The following is a 16121-nucleotide window of genomic DNA, read 5'->3' as shown; positions in this document are numbered from 1 at the left end:
AAAATATACACTCATTTAGATAATAAAAATAATGACGGATATTTTGGAAAAATTAATAACTATTTTGATATTACAAAAAAAATTTGTTAGTCAAAATTTAGTCAAAATGCATTTTTTAGCGTTTTGACAAAAAACAAAAAACTCTCAAAGCTTTGAGGCTCTAAGAGTTTCTTTGGTACACCATCAGTTTGAAAGTAATGAAACAATCTTAACGTATTGTTTCATAGTTCAAAGTCCCTGCGAGATGGGGATGGAACGAAGAGAACATCGCCATCCGTCGTAGTGAAATGGAGAATGTGTGTATTAAAAAAGCACTTGTGAAATCAAGTGCTTTTTTGGTACACCATCAGGGACTCGAACCCTGGACACCCTGATTAAGAGTCAGGTGCTCTACCATCTGAGCTAATGGTGCATAAATTGTGGAGCTGACGAGCGGACTTGAACCGCCGACCTCCTCCTTACCAAGGAGGTGCGCTACCAACTGTGCCACGTCAGCATAAAATATATCCACAACAAAGATTATTATATTATATTTTATTTAAAAAGTCAATATAAAATTTGTTTTAATACGTGCTTTTTTTGTTATTTCTTTTATTTTTTTCCATAGAATCTATAAATCTTTCAACTTCTTTTATTTCCATTGCATTAAGTTTCGAAATTTTTTTAAGTAATGCACTATCATCTCTTTTGAATAATATATCGCTTGGTGGTATATCTAATGCATTTGATATTGATATTATATGGTTATGATCAACAAGACACTGACCTTTTTTATAAATTTCTAATTGTTCTACACTTATATTAGTCAAAGAAGAAAACTCTTCAATTGACATATCAAGTGATAATAATAACTCTTTTGTTTTTTGTGTAGAATATTCTTCTGAGGGATAGGAGGCATAAGATTGGCTTGCTTTATATTTTGTTGTGCTATAGTTTGGAAATTGATATGTTGAAGGTGCTTTTTCAGTAGTAGTATCATTTTCAGAATTGTTTCCAAGAAGTAAATAAATAGGAGATACCTTAAGAAATTCTGCTATTTCACACATTTTGGATATAGTAAGTTTTTCAATTTCTCCGGTTTCGTATCTGTAATATGTTGAAACAGACTTTCCGATTTTTTTGGCAATATCCTTGGGATTTATATTAAGTTCAATTCGTCTATCACGCATTCTTTGTCCGATGTTCATTATACCACCTCAAAGTAATTTTAACATATTTTTTTTAAACTTGCAACAAACTTTTTTATTTTTTGCAAAAAATGCGAAAAAGTGTTGACAAGAAATAATTAATGTGTTAAATTAAAATTGTCGCATAAAATGCGAAATAGGGGGAATAATTTAATGTTGGAAAATTTAATCAGTAAAAGAGGGTATTCAATTCCTTATCTTGCAAAGGAATTGGGGATTTCTGAAAAAACTTTAAAATCTAAACTGGAAAGAAAAACAAAATTTAAAGTAGGAGAGGTTTTACGAATATCTTTATTGCTGAAACTTAATTGTAATGAAATAAGCAATATTTTTTTTAAATAAAAATTCGCATTTTTTGCGAAAATATGACATAATATTGCGTTGAAAAGGGAGTGCTTATATTGGGAAAGTACGAAATTACTTATGAATTATATATGGAAAATAAGTACGATGAAGATATTGGACAGTATAATACATATAGTATAAGGGATAAAAAAGGAACTGTTTGTGTGAGTGATGTAACAGTAAATCTTAAAAAAGCACTGGAAATTTTGGTTACATTAAATTCTAATAAAGTAAGTTTGATGCATCTTAAAGATGTAATAGAGGATTTGCTTGAATAAATGAAGATGATAATAATTAAGTTGTTTTCTTTGGAGAATATCCAAATTTATTTTTAAATGAAGTACAAAAAAATTCAACAGAAGTAAATCCTGATTCAAAGCAAGCCTCTGAACAGCTTTTGTTCCCGTATTTTATAAGATTATATCCATAATCAAGTCTTAGATTATATAGATATTTCTGAAAGGAAATGCCCATTTCTTTTTTAAAACAATAACTAAAATAATTAGGTGTATAGTAACATATATCAGCAACGTCTTTTATGCTAATCTTATTTCTGAAATTTTCGTGAATATAGTTAAGAGCATTAACTATTGATAAGTTTGACGGTACCTGAGAAATTTTTTTTGTGGAGTTTCTTAAAATTATAATAAACAATTGCTCTAAAACATTTTTTATAAGTATTTCCTGTGTAAGAGTTGCTCTGTTTGATTTTTCTGAAATTAAAAAATTACATAGCCCTTCTGCCACCATGTAGTCTTTTTTATTTAATTTAGCAACAATGGGGAAGTGGTCAAAATTGCATATTTTATAAAGATTTTCGCTAAATATTTTATGTGTGAATTTTATGCAGTAGGCATCAGATGACTCTATATCATAATGTTCGTTATATTGAAAATCAAACGGACTTAATATAATTGCAGTACCGGGTTCGAATTTACATTCAACGTTACTCAGATGTTGCTTTTTAAATAAGTATATTAAAAAATGGGAATGACAGTATATCATTCCTGTTTTTATATTTTTTACTAGTTCAGCATCGAAGAATTTACCTTCAATGTCCAATCTTTTAGGGAGGAAAGTTTGTTTTTTCATTTTACACTTCCTTGTAGAACGGTTGTTTTAATATACATTATACATAAAAAGTAAATATAAGTCAAACAAATTTATTTACATATTTTTTATTGTGTGATAGAATAATAAAAAAGGAGATGTAAATATATGAATAAAACGAGAAAAATTGTGAGAGCATCAATGTTTGCTGCGGTTATATTTGTTGTAACTGCACTTATAAAAATTCCTGTTCCAAAAGGTTACATAAACTTAGGTGATGCAGTTATATTGATTTCGGCATGGATTCTTCCGCCTTCATACTCATTTTTAGCAGCTTCGATAGGATCATTTCTTTCTGACATCGTATTGGGATATACCATATATGCACCTGTAACATTTTTGATTAAAGGTCTTATGGCTTTGATATTTTATTCTTTATATAAGCGTTTGTCTTTGAAAAATAATAATATTCTTCCATTCCTTTTAGGGGGAATTGTTTCGGAATTTTTTATGGTATCAGGATATCTTATTTTCGAAAGTTTCCTTTATGGATTTATACCATCACTTATAAATACACCGATTAATCTGATTCAGGGAAGCGTAAGCCTTATAGTCGGTATGATATTTTATAAAATGTTTAATAAAAGAGGTAAGTTTTAAACTTACCTCTTTTTAAGATAATTAGTAGTAGCTTTATAAATTGGATACAATCTCTTTAGCAAGTGATTTAATATCTTCAATATTGTTATCAGATACTTTAGATTTAATACTTATAGTTTTTTCAAAATATTCAATTCCATTTGAATTTTCAAATGATTTCTTAATTATTTTTTCGCACATTGGCGCCCAGGAGCCGTTTTCAATAATACCTACTTTTCTTGCTTTAAAGTTTCTTTCGGTTAAATGATTTATAAATTCTCTCATACAAGGGAAAATTCCTGTGTTGTATGTTGTTGTTGCAAGAATGAGTTTGGAATATTTAAATGCAAGTGCAACAGCTTCGTGCATATCACATCTTGTAAGATTTAAAACTGATATATTTTTATAATTCAACTTATCAAGTTCGCTTTTTAAAATATTAACTGCATCTTCAGTGTTTCCATATACTGAACTATATGCTATTAAAACTCCGTCTTCTTCAGGAGTATAGGAAGACCATTTATCATATTTATCTATATAATAAGAAAGATTATCAGAAAGAACAGGTCCGTGTAAGGCGCAAATTCTCTCTATTTGAAGAGTTGATGCTTTCTTAAGTACATTTTGCACCTGAGTACCAAATTTTCCCACAATGCCAATATAATAGCGCCTTGCTTCATCTAACCATTCTTCATCTGTGTCAATTGTTCCGAATTTACCGAAACCGTCAGCAGAAAATAATGTTTTTGTATAAGATTCATAAGTCATAATAACTTCAGGCCAGTGTACCATAGGTGCATTAATAAAGTTAAGTGTATGGTTTCCGAGTTCCAGAGTGTCGCCTTCGTTTACTATTAACATTCTATCGTTATAATCTGTTCCAAAAAATTGTTTTATCATAGGGAATGATTTTGAGCCTGATACAATTGTAGCAGAAGAATACTTTTCCATAAATTTATCTATATTGGCAGAATGGTCAGGTTCCATGTGCTGAATGATAAGATAGTCGGGAGTTTTTCCGTCTAAAACTTTATCTAAATTTAAAAGCCATTCCTTACCGAATGATTTTTCAACTGTATCGAAAACGGCAATTTTTTCATCTATAATAACATAGGAATTATACGCCATTCCGTTTTTTACTTTGTATTGTCCTTCAAATAAATCTATATTTTTATCATTTATTCCTATGTAATAAATGTTATCTGTAATTTTCATTTTTCTTTCTCCTTTGGAATATTTATCGCTGGGAATTTGTAAGGCGCATTCATGAATGCGCCCCTACAATTTGAAATCAAAGACTTCCCATTAATTTCATAAATTGCAATGCAATTTATAGCTTCATTCCTAATTCCTAAATGCTCATTTCTAATTGATTTTAGAAATTATTCTGCTTTTGAAAAATCTTCCTTACCAACACCGCAAAGAGGGCAGGTAAAATCTTCTGGCACATCTTCCCATTTTGTACCGGCTGCTATATTAGCATCAGGTTCTCCAACTTCTTCGTCGTATACGTAACCGCATACATTACATACATACTTCATAGTAATTTCTCCTTTTATAGTTATTTTTTTAAAATTAAAACTCTGTTAATTTGAGATAAATCTTTTTCGATTTGAATTTTACAAAAATTATTTGATTTATCTGCGTAATTATATAAATATTCCCATTGATTATATCCCATTTCAAGTAAAATTATTCCATTTTCTTTTAAACTTAAAGAATACACATCAATTATTCTTTTATAGAATTTATATTCATCCTGAGGGGATATTAATGCTATCTCAGGCTCATATTCCTTTACATCTTTTTGTAAAATTTCATAATCCTTTTCGCTAATGTAAGGCGGGTTTGATACAATTAAATCATATTTTTCATCTATAGTATCTGTAAGAATATCTTTTTTTATTACTTTTACTCTATTTTCCAAATTATGTTTTCTAATATTCTTTTTTGCAACCTCTATTGCACCGTCTGAAATATCAACCATGGTAACATTACTGTTTTTAAAACTGGTGGCAAGGGAAATACCTATACACCCTGAACCTGTACATAAATCAAGTATTTTTAATCCTTCGTCTTTTTTAAATTCCTTGATTGCACAGTCTATAATAATTTCAGTATCAGGTCTTGGAATAAGGACATTTTTATTAACGTAAAAATCAAGGGAATAAAATTCACAAATGCCTGTTATATATTTAACAGGCATATTATCTGCTCTTTTATTTATAAATTCTTTATATTTTGAAAACAAATCAGAAGAAATCTCGTCATTTTTATGAACTAAAAGATAATTTTTGTCACAGTTTAATAAATGGCAAAGCATAACCTTTGCATCAATCAAATAACTTTCGATATTATTTTTTTTAAGAGTATTTGTCCCGTATAACAGGGCATCATAAACTGTTTTTACCATTTGTCTTCATCTCTGTTTTCTGAGATAACAGCTTTTAATGCAGTAAGTGCAACTTCAATCTGACTGTCATCAGGCTCTTTTGTTGTTAGATGCTGAAGCAAAACTCCGGGTTTTGATATTATTTTAGTAAAAGCATTATCATATTTTCCTGCAATTTTAATAAGTTCATAAGATGCTCCGGCAACAACAGGAAGTAATAATAACCTGTAGAAAATTCTATACTTTAATGAACCCCATGAGATACAGGAAAAAACCAAAATACTCACTATCATAACTATTACGAGTAAATTTGTTCCACATCTCGGATGAAATCTGGAATATTTTTTTACATTTTCAACAGTTAGTTCATCTCCGTGTTCATAGCAGAATATAGATTTATGTTCTGCACCATGGTACATAAATACTCTTTTTATATCTTCCATTTGAGAAACCAAATAAAGATATAATAAGAATATTGACATTTTAACAATGCTTTCAACGATGTTTAAAAGAACAACGCTTATATCAGGAAAAGGAATTTTTATAAGACCCGCTAAAAAATTAGGTAGCAGCATAAATAATCCGATTCCGATTATCAGTGAAAACAATACGGAAATATACATTACAATTGTAAGCAGTTTATCTCCGAATTTATCCTGTAACCATTTTTCAAACTTAGACATTTTTTCAGGGGAATCTTCCTCATCTTCAAAAAACTTTGCTGAAAACATCAGGCAGGAAACACCTGTATACATTGATTCAAAAAAGGAGAAAACTCCTCTTAAGATTGGTATTTTGTTTATTTTCCATTTTATGCTAAGTAAATTGAGTGGTTTTTTTTCAATTTCTATGTGACCATCAGGGCATCTTACAGCAGTTGCAATTTCTTTATTGCCTCGCATCATAACGCCTTCAATAACTGCCTGACCCCCAACGCTTGTTGCTTTGAATTCTTTGCTCATTTTAACACCTCCGTAATGATGTGCTGACTTTTATAACTTTTTATCAACTAATATATTATCTCATTTATAAGAGATAAAGTCAATAATTTTAACACAAAGTTTACATATTGAGTTCTTCCCAGAAATTATATTTTTCGTTAAGTAATTCTTTTGTTTTGTCAAGTTCTTCGCATTTTTTACTTAAAAGTTCATAATCTGACGAAATGTTTTCGTCTGAGATTTCTTTTGTAAGAGTGGTTATCTGTTCTTCCAATTCTTCAATTTCTTTTTCTGTTTTCTTTATAAGGTTTGAAATTCGGACTTCTTCGGCACGGTCTTTTTTTGAACGATAGTAACTTTCTTTTTCTTTTGTTTCTTTTTTTATAACAGGTTCTTTTGCGACTTCGATTTTATTTTCTAAATAATAATCGTAATTTCCTTCGTAAATGGTAAAACCGTCTTTGGAAAGTTCTGCTATTTTTGTAGGAATTTTATTAAGTAAATATCTGTCATGTGAAACCATAATAATTGTGCCGTTATAGTCATTTAAACTTTCGTCAAGCACTTCTTTAGAGGATAGGTCCAAATGGTTTGTAGGCTCGTCCATTATAAGAATATTGCCTTTTTTAATCTTCATAATAGCAAATTTAAGTTTTGCTTTTTCTCCTCCGCTTAGCATCTTAACCTGCTTAAAAACATCTTCTCCACTCAAAAGAAGACTTCCTAAAACGTTTCTTGCTTCCAGTTCGGTTGCAATATCTGTTTTATCCATAATTTCCTTAAGAAGTGTGTTATTTAAGTTGAGGGAATGGTTTTCCTGTTCGAAATAAGAAATTCTTAAATTTTTTCCCCATTTGATTTTCCCACTGTATTCTGCTTTGTTCATCAATGCTTTTAAAAAGGTTGTTTTACCAATGCCGTTTGCTCCGACAATTGCAATTTTTTCGCCTCTTTTAACACTAAAATCAGTATTGTTAAAAAGGGGAGTGCTTTCAATATTTACGGATAAATTTTCAACCTCTAAGAGTTCGAATGACGGTTCATAATCAAACTCAAAGTTAAGAGAAATTGTTTTCAAATATTCTTTTGGATTTTCAATTAATTCTAAACGTTCAAGTGCTTTTTCTCTGCTTTTTGCACTTTTTGCAGTTGATGCTCTTACTTTGTTTTTAGCAATATAATCTTTTAATGATTCGATTTCATTTTGCTGCTTTTCATATTCTTTTTGTAAAAAAGAAATCATATTCTTTTTTATTTGTGCAAACTGTGTATAATTTCCCTGATACCTTTTTAAATTGCCTTTGTAAATTTCAAAAATACTTGTTACAGTTTTGTCTAAAAAGTATCTGTCATGGGATACCATAAGAATTGCGCCTTTATATGTTAAAAGATAATCTTCAAGCCATTTTAACGTTTTAAAATCAAGGTGATTAGTAGGCTCATCGAGTATTAAAAGAGCAGGCTCTTTAAGTAACAATTTGCATAAAGCAAGTCTTGTTTTTTCTCCGCCGGACAGATTGTTTACTCTCATATTATAATCTTTATCGGAAAACCCCATTCCATTTAATACGGTGTTTATTTTAACTTCAATATTGTATCCGTCTTTTGCTTCAAAGTAAGTTTGAAGTTTAGCATATTTTTTGTTTATTTCGTTAAGTTCTTTTTCATCTTTAGTAACAGAAATTGTATTATATATTTCTTTAAGTTCTTTTTCGATACTTAAAAGATCGCAAAATACTGAACGTACCTCATCAATAATAGTTTTATCCGTTTCAAATTCAGGATTTTGCTTAAGATAACCTATTTCTTTATTATGATATATTATCTCGCCTTCATCATAGGAAAGATTTTCGGTAAGCATATTAAGAAGGGTTGACTTACCACAACCATTTGCACCGATTAAGCCAATCCTGTCATTATCTTCGATTTTAAAATTGATGTTTTCTAAAATAACCTCTCCTGAGAAGGTTTTTAGTAAATCTTTAACTTCAAGTATCATATTTTTTCCCTTAAAAATTCATATATTTATAAAAATTGTAGGGGCGGATGCCTTCATCCGCCCGATAATAATATTCTATATACTATCTGTCAGTTAGTTTAGTATATGGTATTCTCTTGCTTACGTTTTTATATGCAGGACGAATAATTCTTCCGCCTGTAATATGTTCTTCCAAAATATGAGCACACCATCCCACAATTCTTGAAACGGCAAAAAGAGGAGTACAAAGTTCTGTAGGAATACCTAAAAGTTCGTATACAAACCCTGAGTACAAGTCAACATTTGCACATATTTCTTTATCAGCACCTTTAACCTTTTTAAATGCTTTAGGACCTAATCTTTCGATTGCTTCGTATACTTTGAATTTTTTTATTTCTCCTTTTTCTTTGGCGAGTTCCAAAGCTTTTTGTTTAAGTAAAACTGCACGTGGATCTGATATGGTGTAAACAGCATGCCCTAAACCGTAAATCAGACCTGACTTATCAAACGCCTCTTTTTTAAGTATTTTTATCAGATAATCTTCTATTTTTTCGTCATCTTCCCAGTTTTTAACGTTTTTCATTAAATCTTTTGCCATAGATGTAACTTTTAAATTTGCACCACCATGTTTAGAACCTTTTAATGAACCGATAGCTGCAGCAATAGCTGAATATATATCAGTACCTGTAGAGGATACAACATGTGTTGTAAAAGTTGAGTTGTTACCTCCGCCGTGCTCTGCGTGTAATATAAGCATTAAATCTAAAATATCTGCTTCAAGTTTAGTGAATTTATTATCAGGTCTTACAAGATGCAAAAAGTTTTCAGCAGCGCTGTATTCAGGCTTTGGTGTATGTATATATAAACTTTTCTTATCAAAATAATGTGCTTTAGCCTGGTATCCGTAAGCAGCAAGGATAGGGAATTTAGCAATAAGACCGATAGACTGTTTTAAAACATTAACAACAGAATTATCTTCTGCATCCTCGTCATACGAATATAGAGCAAGAACACTTCTTGATAATTTTATCATAATATTTTCGCAAGGTGTTTTTAAAATAGTGTCTTCCGTAAATCCTTCGGGCAGAGGACTTAAAGTTGCAATTAGTTCCTTGAAATCTTTTAATTGTTCTTTGTTTGGAAGAACACCGAAAAGAAGAAGGAAAATTACTTCTTCAAAACCATGTCTGTTGTCAGATTGTATATCAGAAACTATGTCATTTAAGTCAATTCCTCTGTAGTGAAGTTTTCCTGGAATTGCAATTTTTTCGTTTTCTTCCATAATATATCCGGTAACGTCACCAATTGAGGTAAGACCAACTAAAACACCTGTTCCGTTGGAGTTTCTTAAACCTCTTTTTACATTATATTGTATATACTTTTCCTGAGGAATTTTATCCTGAATTGTAGATATAGATGATAATTCACTTAAATAATTTGATGTGGTTTCTTTGTTTTTAAAATCCATAAGTATTTTTCTTGTCCTTTCATAATATATATATAGATATAATAATACTACAATCAGTGCAATATGTCAATTTTTTTTAGAAAAAAGGTGAGAAAAAATGAAAAAAAGAAAAATTAATCTTGCAAAAAAATATTTTTATTTATTTATTCCGATTTTTAATTTGATTTTAATAATTGCCTTGAGTTCAATGTTTTCAGGGCAAAATGTATATGTTAAAAATGAGGATAAAGTTATGAATAGAAATGAAGAAAATGAAAAAATCATATCAGTTTACTTTCATACTCTTGATAAAGTTGAGAAGATAAATATTGAAGAATATTTGGTTGGAGTTCTTCCTGCTGAGATGCCTCCGTCTTTTAATCTGGAAGCATTAAAAGCGCAGGCAGTTGCTGCACGTACATTTATTTTAAACAGGGAAGATGTAAAGGACGAAAAACACAAAGGTGCAATTGTGTGTACTGATTTTAACCATTGTAAAGCATATATGACAGAAGATGAAGCAGATAAAAAGTGGGGGATAGAATGGGATAAAACATATAAAAATAAAATTAAACGCGCAATAAGCGAAACAAGAGGACAAATAATTACTTATAATAATGAGCCTATTTCTGCAGTGTTTCATTCAACAAGCAGCGGTAAAACTGAAAATTCCGAAGATGTATGGCAGAACGCTTTGCCTTATTTAAGAAGTGTGGAAAGCGAAGGAGAAGATAAATCGCCAAGATTTAAATCAATTAAAGAAGTAAGTATAGAAGAATTTAAGCAAAAAATAAAAAGTATTAATAATGATACAACTTTCGGAAATGACAAAAAAAGTTGGATAGGAAATATTACATATAATGAATCGGGAAGCGTGAAAACAGTTATTATAGCAGGCAAAGAGTTTAAAGGAACTGAGATACGGACTTTGTTCGGCTTAAGGTCAACAAATTTTGAAATAGTAGTAGGTGATAAAGTAACTTTTAATGTAACAGGCAATGGGCACGGTGTGGGAATGAGTCAATATGGCGCAAATTATGCTGCAGAGAACGGATATACTTACGACCAGATTTTAAAAAAATATTACTCCGGTATTGAGTTAAAGGATATGTATAATATTTAGACCAAATGGCTAATATATACTCAGGAGGAATTTTTTATGGATAAATTTTTAAAGGTACTTAAGAATTATTATATTGTTTTTTCAGTTTGTCTTTTATGTGTACTGGTTGCAGGGATAATGTTCGGAGTAAAATATTATAATGAATATAAGGCTCGTAAAATAGCACTTGCTCCACCACCCGAAGTAGAGTTTTATGCACCACCTGTTTCAAAAAATGAAACAGCAATAAAAAAAGATGAGAAGAAAGAAACAATTGTAAAAACAGTTGAAAAAAAGAAGAACGAAGAAACAACCGAAGTAATGGCACCTAAATTATCAAACGACTTTAAAATAATAATGCCTGTTACGGGAGATGTTTTAAAAGAGTTTTCAAAAGATAATCTTGTTTATTCAAAAACTTTTGAAGATTACAGAACGCATAACGGAATAGATATAAAAACCAAAAGAAGTGAAGCGGTTTTTTCCGTATCCGATGGCGTGGTTGAAGATATTTATACCGACTCTCTTGAGGGGATAGTAATAGTAATAAATCACAATAACGGATTTAAAAGTATATATAAAAATTTGTCAAGCGATAAAATGGTGAAAAAAGGCGAAAGTGTAACTGAAGGTCAGGTTATAAGCGGAGTAGGAGAAACGGCAATCTTTGAATCGGCTGACGAAGAACATCTGCATTTTGAACTGAAAAAAGATGATGTATTTGTTAATCCATTGGAATATGTTAAGTAGAGTTATGGATATTGAATAATGAAATCGTTCACTCTGTTCACGATGAAATTAAATCCGTCTTTTATCCGCCAAAGGCGATTTCATCTGCGATAGTGGATTTATTCCGTCACAAGATGGATTTAACTGAAAAAGCGACTTGTTTTGACAAGTCGCTTTTTCTGGAGCGGAAGACGAGATTCGAACTCGCGACGTTCACCTTGGCAAGGTGACGCTCTACCACTGAGCCACTCCCGCATCACTCTTACTATACTATCATACTTTTATTTAAAAATCAAGTGTTTTTTTAAAAAAATTTGGGCGGATAAATTTATCCGCCCTTTTTTAAATTGAATTAAAATTCCATATCGCAGGGAAACGGAGCATCAAACACCATTTCCTGATTTGTTAAAGGATGATTTAATTTAATTTTTTTACAATGAAGAAGAGTTTTTTCTCCTTTTTCGAAAGGCCCGTACAAACTGTCCCCGATAATAGGAGTTCCAAGATAAGATAAGTGTACTCTTAATTGATGTGTTCTTCCTGTTAAGGGGTTTAACTTTACAAGGAATAGATTATCTTTTTCCTTAACAACCTCATAGTCGGTTATTGCCTCTTTTCCCAATGGATTGACCTCTCTTAATATGCCTGAACCGTCAACTCTTTTTATAGGCAAATCTATTCTTCCTGATTTGTTTTTTAAAGTATTCATACATATTGCATAATACTCTTTTTTTATTTCTTTTTTCTGCATATTTAAAGATAATTTCTGAGCAGATAGTTTGTTTTTTGCCACAATAACTATTCCCGATGTATCACGGTCTAAACGGGTAATAACTCTGAAGGTAAAATTTTTATCTTTATAAAGGTTCATTACACCATTTGCCAGAGTATCGGTATAGTGATTTAAAGATGGGTGAGTAGGCATATTTCTTGGTTTGTTTATTACAAGTAAATCATCGTCTTCAAAAATAATATCAAGTGGTATATCACTTGGTATTATTTTTTCTGAATTTTTATCATAAAGTCTTATTTTAAGAATATCATTTTCACTGACTTTAACAGTTACAAATGCTTTTTTACCGTTTAAAGTTATGCCGTCAGGAAAAGTTTTAAGTTTTGTTAAAACTTTATTTGAAATATCAAGTTCTTTCTTTAAAACTTTTTTTATTTCATCGCCCGAATATTCTTTTTTTATCTTAATTTCAATCTCTTTCATTTATCTCACCGTAATTTATTATATTTGTTTTTTGAAAAAAGTCAAATTTATTCTAAATCAAAACCACAAGAATCAACATTTGATGTGTTATTTGCACTGTAGCAGCAATAGTTGTTATTATAAGAATTATTACATCCGCATTTTTTGTTAATTATGCAGTAAATAAAAAACAGAAAACTTAAAAAAACTGCTGAAATAAGAGCGAATAATAATCCGACTAAAACAGCACTTAATGTGCTTGTTGCCGCAAGGGTAACAGACAGTATCACAAGAACTAAAGCGATGGTTAAGATAGAAGTTACTGCTATAATACCGCCATACTGACATAAGCATTTTGATAATGCCTTTTTCCTGTTTATTGGAAGAAGTAAAAGAATAATTAAAATTGCCAAAATTACCGCTGCAATTACTGCAAAATAGGGAATAACAGCAAGTACATTTGTTAAAATTCCCAAACTGAATATTACTCCAAACGCTATGCCTGTAATTGCACTTAAAACAAGAATAATATATTTATATAAATTGTTGTTACACATAAAATCACCTATTTTTAATTTTTTTCTGAGAGGTGAAAGATATTTTCGCCCCTTAATATTATATTTAATATTTAAATAAACTGTTAATTTTAAATATTCACACTTGAAAAAAAATGATTTTTGTAGTAAAATAAAATGAAAATGTGTTTTTATGTCTATTGATATACGAAAACTTCAAATTTAAATAAACATTAAGGCATATAGAGGTTAACACTAAAATGCCTATCTGGAGGAAAATTAATGAAATTTGAAAATACTACAATGCCTGTTTTAGCATTAAGAGGGCTTAATATATTTCCGGAAATGTCAATTACGCTTGATGTTCAGCGTGATATTTCCGTCAATGCAGTTAATACTGCTATGAAAAATGAACAGGTGATATTTATTGTTGCTCAAAAAGATGCAGATGTTGATGATCCAAAATTTGATGATTTATACAAGATTGGTGTTGTTGCGATAATAAAGCAGATTTTAAAATTACCTGATAATAACTTAAGAGTATTGGTTAAAGGTATTAAAACAGCAAAATTAGACGCAATCCTTGCTTTGAAACCATATATTACAGGGAGTGTAACACCTGTTGAAATTAAAACAATTAAGAGAATATCCAAAAAAACTGAAGCAACCATAAGAAATATTGTTTCTCTTTTTGACGAATATGTGGCTTATACCAAACATGTGAGTCCTGATATATTCAATCTGATTTCTTCTTCTTTGGATGATGTTGAAAAGTTTTCTGATATTATATCTGCAAACCTTGATATATCACTTGAAAAAAGGCAGATGTTAATTGAAACAGTTTCAATATCAAAGCGTCTGGAACTTCTTATGTCAATTCTTATGTCAGAAATAGAACTTTTAAAATTAAAAAATTCTATTGCCGTAAGAGTGAAAGATAATATTGATAAAAACCAGAAAGAATACTATTTAAGAGAACAACTTCGTGTTATTCAGAACGAACTTACTGGCAGCGATAATAACGATGATGAAATTGAAAGTTACTTTGCAAAACTAAAAAAAATTTCGGTTCCTAAAGAAACCGAAGAAAAAATCAGAAGTGAAATTAAACGTTTGCAGTTAATGCCTGACAATTCTCATGAGGCAACAGTTGTAAGAACATATCTTGATACTGTTTTCGAATTGCCATGGAATAAAGAAACAAAAGAAAAAACTAACCTTGATAAATGCAGAAAGCAACTTGATAAGGAACATTACGGTCTTTTAAAAGTAAAAGAAAGAATTCTTGAATATATAGCAGTAAGAGAACATGCACCCGAAAAGAATGGTATGATATTGTGCCTTATCGGACCTCCCGGAGTTGGTAAAACTTCAGTTGTTTCGTCAGTTGCAAATGCAACAGGCAGAAAGTTTGCCCGCCTTTCACTTGGAGGTGTTCGTGACGAAGCGGATATAAGAGGTCACAGGAAAACGTATATCGGTTCTATGCCGGGAAGAATTATTAATGCAATTAAAAATGCAGGTTCTAAAAACCCTATTATTCTTCTTGATGAAATAGATAAAATGGCACAGGATTTCAGAGGCGATCCTGCATCTGCTCTTTTAGAAGTTCTTGATAAAGAGCAAAACCATAATTTCAGGGATCATTATCTTGAAATTCCATTTGATTTAAGCAAAGTAATGTTTATCACAACAGCGAATTCCGCAGCACAAATTCCTCCTGCTCTTTTTGACAGGCTGGAGATTATTGAACTTTCAAGTTACACATATCTTGAAAAATTCAATATTGCAAAGAAACACTTACTTCCAAAACAGTTAAAAGAACATAATGTTACAAGTAAAACCGTTAATATTACTGATGGTGCAATAAAGGAAATTATTGATTATTACACTATTGAGGCAGGAGTAAGAAATTTAGAAAGAGAAATTGCAAAACTTATAAGAAAAGCAATTTATGAAATTAAAATTTCAAATCTTTCTTTAGTTAAAATTACTGATAAAGATGTTTCCAGATATTTAGGAGCAAGAAAATATATTGATGACAATGAATTGAAAATGAGCGAGCAGGGAGTTGTAAACGGTCTTGCTTACACAAGTTACGGAGGAACGCTTTTAAATATTGAAGCAAATATACTGGATGGAAAAGGAAATATTGAACTCACAGGTCAACTTGGAGATGTTATGAAAGAGTCGGCTAAAGCTGCAATTTGCTATATAAGGTCAAAAGCTGACAAACTGGGAATAGAAAAAGATTTTTACGATAAAAAAGATATCCATATTCATGTTCCTGAAGGTGCAACACCGAAAGACGGACCGTCTGCAGGCATAACAATGGCAACTGCGGTTGTATCTGCCCTTACAAATAAAAAAGTAAGAAATGATGTTGCAATGACAGGAGAGGTTACCATCAGAGGAAGAGTTCTCCCAATCGGTGGTCTTAAGGAAAAAGCACTTGCTGCTCACAGGCACAAAATATATAATATAATAATTCCTTTTGATAATCTGAAAGATTTAGAGGATATTCCAAAAGAGATCGTTGACGATTTTAATTTTATTCCTGTAAAAACTATGGACGAAGTACTCGAGAACGCATTGGTATAG

At 30.6% G+C, this 16121-nt stretch carries 16 protein-coding genes and 3 tRNA genes; 6 read left to right on the top strand and 13 right to left on the bottom strand.

The annotated features are described in order from the left end of the window. Positions 1-336: 336 nt before the first annotated feature. The 3 genes from E7419_06155 to E7419_06145 all read right to left on the bottom strand — a co-directional run bounded on the left by E7419_06155 (position 337) and on the right by E7419_06145 (position 1187). Positions 337-412, bottom strand: a tRNA-Lys gene (locus E7419_06155). An 8-nt stretch (positions 413-420) separates the two neighbouring features. Then, positions 421-496, bottom strand: a tRNA-Thr gene (locus tag E7419_06150). A 67-nt stretch (positions 497-563) separates the two neighbouring features. Continuing rightward, a complete protein-coding gene (locus tag E7419_06145; protein ID MBE7014770.1) occupies positions 564-1187 on the bottom strand; it encodes a helix-turn-helix domain-containing protein in 624 nt (207 codons plus the stop codon). A 129-nt stretch (positions 1188-1316) separates the two neighbouring features. Here E7419_06145 and E7419_06140 point away from each other — a divergent pair, with 129 nt between their 5' ends. Then, positions 1317-1529: a DUF739 family protein gene (locus E7419_06140; GenBank protein ID MBE7014769.1), complete on the top strand. Its 213-nt coding sequence runs from the start codon at positions 1317-1319 to the stop codon at positions 1527-1529. 59 nt (positions 1530-1588) lie between these two features. Further along, complete coding sequence (locus E7419_06135) at positions 1589-1810, top strand: hypothetical protein (GenBank protein ID MBE7014768.1); 222 nt, start codon at positions 1589-1591, stop codon at positions 1808-1810. 16 nt (positions 1811-1826) lie between these two features. Here E7419_06135 and E7419_06130 read toward each other — a convergent pair whose 3' ends face one another. Then, entirely contained in the window at positions 1827-2624 is a 798-nt protein-coding gene (locus tag E7419_06130) for an AraC family transcriptional regulator (protein ID MBE7014767.1), read from the bottom strand. A 126-nt stretch (positions 2625-2750) separates the two neighbouring features. Between E7419_06130 and E7419_06125 the strand changes: the two genes are divergently transcribed. Next, a complete protein-coding gene (locus tag E7419_06125) occupies positions 2751-3242 on the top strand; it encodes an ECF transporter S component (protein MBE7014766.1) in 492 nt (163 codons plus the stop codon). A 33-nt stretch (positions 3243-3275) separates the two neighbouring features. Here E7419_06125 and E7419_06120 read toward each other — a convergent pair whose 3' ends face one another. The 6 genes from E7419_06120 to E7419_06095 form a co-directional block, all read right to left on the bottom strand. After that, positions 3276-4436: an FprA family A-type flavoprotein gene (locus tag E7419_06120; GenBank protein MBE7014765.1), complete on the bottom strand. Its 1161-nt coding sequence runs from the start codon at positions 4434-4436 to the stop codon at positions 3276-3278. A 167-nt stretch (positions 4437-4603) separates the two neighbouring features. Continuing rightward, the gene (locus E7419_06115; protein ID MBE7014764.1) at positions 4604-4762 is read right to left on the bottom strand and encodes a rubredoxin; all 159 of its coding nucleotides are present in this window, start codon (positions 4760-4762) and stop codon (positions 4604-4606) included. A gap of 20 nt (positions 4763-4782) precedes the next feature. Next, entirely contained in the window at positions 4783-5634 is an 852-nt protein-coding gene (gene prmC / locus E7419_06110) for a peptide chain release factor N(5)-glutamine methyltransferase (GenBank protein MBE7014763.1), read from the bottom strand. Continuing rightward, positions 5628-6575, bottom strand: coding sequence for a DUF1385 domain-containing protein (locus tag E7419_06105; protein ID MBE7014762.1), 948 nt, complete (start codon positions 6573-6575; stop codon positions 5628-5630). The genes prmC and E7419_06105 overlap by 7 nt, the downstream gene beginning before the upstream one ends. Positions 6576-6675: 100 nt before the next feature. After that, on the bottom strand, positions 6676-8553 hold the full coding sequence (locus E7419_06100; protein MBE7014761.1) for an ABC-F family ATP-binding cassette domain-containing protein: 1878 nt from the start codon (positions 8551-8553) through the stop codon (positions 6676-6678). Between the two features lie 82 nt (positions 8554-8635). Beyond that, positions 8636-10000, bottom strand: a complete 1365-nt coding sequence (locus E7419_06095; GenBank protein ID MBE7014760.1) for a citrate/2-methylcitrate synthase — start codon at positions 9998-10000, stop codon at positions 8636-8638. 97 nt (positions 10001-10097) lie between these two features. On the opposite strand from E7419_06095, the gene spoIID reads away from it, so the two are divergent. Next, positions 10098-11102, top strand: a complete 1005-nt coding sequence (gene spoIID, locus E7419_06090; GenBank protein ID MBE7014759.1) for a stage II sporulation protein D — start codon at positions 10098-10100, stop codon at positions 11100-11102. A 36-nt stretch (positions 11103-11138) separates the two neighbouring features. Further along, positions 11139-11831, top strand: coding sequence for a M23 family metallopeptidase (locus tag E7419_06085; GenBank protein ID MBE7014758.1), 693 nt, complete (start codon positions 11139-11141; stop codon positions 11829-11831). A gap of 159 nt (positions 11832-11990) precedes the next feature. On the opposite strand, the gene E7419_06080 is transcribed toward E7419_06085, so the two are convergent. The 3 genes from E7419_06080 to E7419_06070 all read right to left on the bottom strand — a co-directional run bounded on the left by E7419_06080 (position 11991) and on the right by E7419_06070 (position 13562). Next, positions 11991-12065, bottom strand: a tRNA-Gly gene (locus E7419_06080). A gap of 97 nt (positions 12066-12162) precedes the next feature. Next, positions 12163-13026 (bottom strand): RluA family pseudouridine synthase, encoded by an 864-nt coding sequence (locus E7419_06075; protein MBE7014757.1) that lies wholly within the window; start codon positions 13024-13026, stop codon positions 12163-12165. 47 nt (positions 13027-13073) lie between these two features. Next, the gene (locus tag E7419_06070; GenBank protein ID MBE7014756.1) at positions 13074-13562 is read right to left on the bottom strand and encodes a hypothetical protein; all 489 of its coding nucleotides are present in this window, start codon (positions 13560-13562) and stop codon (positions 13074-13076) included. Positions 13563-13802: 240 nt separating this feature from the next. On the opposite strand from E7419_06070, the gene lon reads away from it, so the two are divergent. Next, positions 13803-16121 (top strand): endopeptidase La, encoded by a 2319-nt coding sequence (gene lon, locus E7419_06065; protein MBE7014755.1) that lies wholly within the window; start codon positions 13803-13805, stop codon positions 16119-16121.

This window comes from Oscillospiraceae bacterium (assembly GCA_015068525.1).
Lineage (GTDB): Bacteria > Bacillota > Clostridia > UMGS1840 > HGM11507 > SIG450.
This window is presented reverse-complemented; position numbering and strand designations above follow the sequence as displayed.